Here is a 3209-nt window from a genome sequence, read left to right as displayed (position 1 = left end):
GTATACAAATGGATACACATTCTGTCAAGATGACCAGCAACTGCAAAAAAGGGATACCCCGATGCGCCGCCTCACCGCCCTGCGCCACCGGTTTCTAACCGTTGCAATTGCGGCATTTGGCGTGTGCAGCTTCTCACTTTTGGGCCTGCCCCTGCCCTTTTTGTTTGGCCCAATGGCTGCTTGTTTGATTGCCGCCCTTGCGGGCATGCACCTGAAGGGGCTTGGCCAAATCTCTGTTGCAGCACGCACAATTCTTGGCGTAGCGGTGGGTGCGTCGATCACCCCTGCCCTGCTGCACCAACTGCCGCTGATGGCAGCTTCCTTGGCATTCGTTCCGATCTACATCGCGCTGATTGCCGCCATCGGCGTGCCATTCTTTACCCGCGTCTGTAAATTTGACCCCGTGACGGCGTTCTACGCCGCGATGCCGGGTGGTTTGCAAGATATGGTGATATTCGGGGCCGAGGCCGGCGGCAATGTGCGCATTTTGTCGCTGGTGCATGCGACGCGCGTGCTTATCATCGTGACCATCGTGCCGATCTTGTTGGTCAATCTTTACGGCGTGTCTCTTAGCAACCCGATCGGCGCGCCCGCGTCTACGATTCCTTTGCGCGAATTGGGGTTGATGGCAGTTGCAGCCCTGATCGGCTGGAAGGGCGGCGAACGGCTGGGGCTGTTTGGCGCATCAATCCTTGGCCCAATGATCGTGGCGGCGATATTTTCACTGATGGGGTGGATTCACATGCGCCCCCCGGCCGAGGCGATCCTTGCCGCTCAATACTTCATCGGAATGGCGATTGGCGTCTATTATGTCGGTGTCACCTTGCGCGAATTGCGCCAGGTGGTGTTTTCCGGTGTGGCCTTTGTTATCCTGCTGGCCTTTCTGACCGCAGTATTTGCCGAACTCGTCATTCTGATCGGCGTCGCCCCGAAAGTCGAGGCTTTCCTGGCCTACGCCCCCGGCGGACAGGCTGAAATGACGGTGCTGGCGATTGTTGCGGGGGCTGATCTGGGGTTTGTCATCACCCATCACCTGACGCGGATCATTTTGGTGATCACCGGTGCGCCGCTTGCCGCGCGGTATTTCGGGGCTGGCAAAAAACCGCCACCCGAAATCAAGGGGCCGCTGGAATAGCAACAGCGGCCCCATTGTTTCACCAAGCAGTGGTCAGCGGCCCTGCCAAATGGCTTTGGGCACGAAAACCTCGCCGCGCGCCAGTAATCTTGCCGTGCGCAGCAGGCCCGCAGATCGCAATACAAAGCCGTCTGCGCCATTTTCATAATCCACCGTCACGTCAATCGTGCCTGAAGGATGCTCAATCACGACAACCGCCGGAACGCCCGCAGGTGGTTCAAACAGACCTGTCGCCACGGTTCCGGGGGTAAGTACACAAGAGGCAAGGCATTGCGACCCTGTTACAGCCATTGTGGGGTGGCAGTTCTTGGGCATGAAATACCGCGCTGTGACAGTGCCACCATTACGCGGCGCAGCCAAAAGGCCAAACTTTGGCGTGACCGAACCCGAAACGTCACCCATTCCCATACGCTTGCCCGCCTCGATACGAATGGGCTCCATCCGCGCGTAAAAGGCACGGTTCGCGTCCAGCTCCTCGGCCGACTCGAATCCCGTCAGGCCAAAATCGGCAGCCCGCGCAATGACCATCGGCATGGCGACATCCATGCAAGTGACCTCCACCCCGTCAATCACATCGCGCAGGTTGCCCGTTGGCAGCAACGCCCCGCAGGTCGAGCCGACAACGTCCATGAAATTCAGGTAGATCGGCGCCGCGGTGCCGGGAACACCGTCAATTGCAGCATCACCGTCATATCTCACCGCCCCGTCAGGGGTCTGAACCACTGCCTCAATCCGCGCACCGGTGTTGGTGGACAGCACGCGGATTCGGGTTTCATCCGCCAAGGCTGGCACCAGCCCCATTTCAACCGCCGCAGGGCCCACCGCCGAAAGGATATTGCCACAGGTTGGTTTGAAATCCACGGTGCGGTCCAGAACCGACACTTGGGCAAAGAAATAATCCACATCGGCGTCAGGGTCGGCTGAGGGCGACAGCATGGCGACCTTGGTCGTCACCGCCGCCCCGCCCCCCAGCCCGTCAATGTTCAACGCATGGCCAGAGCCAAGCACCGACAGCAACACTTGGGCCAGAGTATCACGATCTTCCGGTAAATCAGCCCGGTTGAAATAGGGGCCGCGCGATGTGCCGCCTCGGAAAAAGTGAAAGGGGATTGCAGTTTGTGTCATATTGCGCACCTTCAGCGGATCGGCCACGGCAGGTCATAGATTTCTTGCAGCCAACCCGACGGAAAATTGAGGCTAAGCATATACGCCAGCCCAAGGATAAATGCGGCAGCCGAGGCAGTGATCACCACGGTGAGCAACCATGACGCCTTGGCCCGCAACCGCAGAAACGCAAGAAAAAAGCCAATCATCGCGATGTAAAAGCCGACAAGTGCGGTTGCTGCCACCAGCCCCCCGATCCAAGCAGGCCCCGTCCAGAACCAGCTATTGCCTTCGTTGCCAACATGATCGCCAACGATTTCATAATCGTAAAAGGCCGGATGGTCCGAACGGCCGCGCAACAAATGGACAAGCAAAATCACACCGAACACGGCACCCACAATCCCAACGCCAAGCGGGAACACACCGCCAAGCATGCTTTGCCCCGCAGCATCCCAAAGCGCCAAGCCAAAGAACACCATGGCAGCCAGGGCAAAAGCGATCTGGATAGTACGACTGGAATGCGAGGTCACAACCACAGCACCTTCAGCACCAATATCATCAATGCGGTTCTTCAAACCGAAATAAACCGACACGAGCGTCATCGCACCAATGATCAGCACGCCGGGACGCAGAAGGAAGCCCCAACCGTTGAACTGCAACGCCTGATAAAAGAAGGTTTCCGCCTGTGGTGCCAGAACAAACCCGATCAGCAAGGCCGGGCGTGGCCAGCCGAACCGCTTCATCAAAATTCCGACCAGACCAATCCCAAGAAGTGCAACCAGATCTGCCAGATCACGGGTGGCTTGGAACGCGGCAAAGCAGATCAGCGCGATCATGCAAGGCGCAAGGTAATGAAACGGAATACGCGTCAGGTTGGAGATCGGTTGCGCCAGCATCATACAGATGCCCGCGCCCATGATATTGGCCAGGGCCAACGACCAGATGATCGAATAGGTGATGTTCAGGTCCG

General features: G+C 58.1%; 3 protein-coding genes. 1 reads left to right on the top strand and 2 read right to left on the bottom strand.

The features are described from left to right. The first annotated feature begins 61 nt into the window (after positions 1–61). Positions 62–1135, top strand: coding sequence for an AbrB family transcriptional regulator (locus tag L0H65_RS17040; RefSeq protein WP_301460421.1), 1074 nt, complete (start codon positions 62–64; stop codon positions 1133–1135). A gap of 33 nt (positions 1136–1168) precedes the next feature. Here L0H65_RS17040 and L0H65_RS17035 read toward each other — a convergent pair whose 3' ends face one another. Together L0H65_RS17035 and L0H65_RS17030 are read right to left on the bottom strand one after the other, a co-directional pair. Continuing rightward, the gene (locus L0H65_RS17035; RefSeq protein ID WP_301460420.1) at positions 1169–2260 is read right to left on the bottom strand and encodes a 4-oxalomesaconate tautomerase; all 1092 of its coding nucleotides are present in this window, start codon (positions 2258–2260) and stop codon (positions 1169–1171) included. 11 nt (positions 2261–2271) lie between these two features. Then, positions 2272–3209, bottom strand: a 938-nt coding sequence (locus tag L0H65_RS17030; RefSeq protein WP_301460419.1) for a tripartite tricarboxylate transporter permease, incomplete at its 5' end; no start/stop codon positions are given.

This window comes from Pseudorhodobacter sp., from assembly GCF_030452865.1.
Lineage (GTDB): Bacteria > Pseudomonadota > Alphaproteobacteria > Rhodobacterales > Rhodobacteraceae > Pseudorhodobacter.
Note: the sequence above shows the minus strand (reverse complement) of the source record. Positions and strands in the feature narration are given on the sequence as shown.

Bases quoted from the DNA above. Each gene is read 5' to 3' on its own strand.
- L0H65_RS17040 (WP_301460421.1), top strand. From the start codon at position 62: ATGCGCCGCCTCACCGCCCTGCGCCACCGGTTTCTAACCGTTGCAATT.
- L0H65_RS17035 (WP_301460420.1), bottom strand. From the start codon at position 2,260: ATGACACAAACTGCAATCCCCTTTCACTTTTTCCGAGGCGGCACATCG.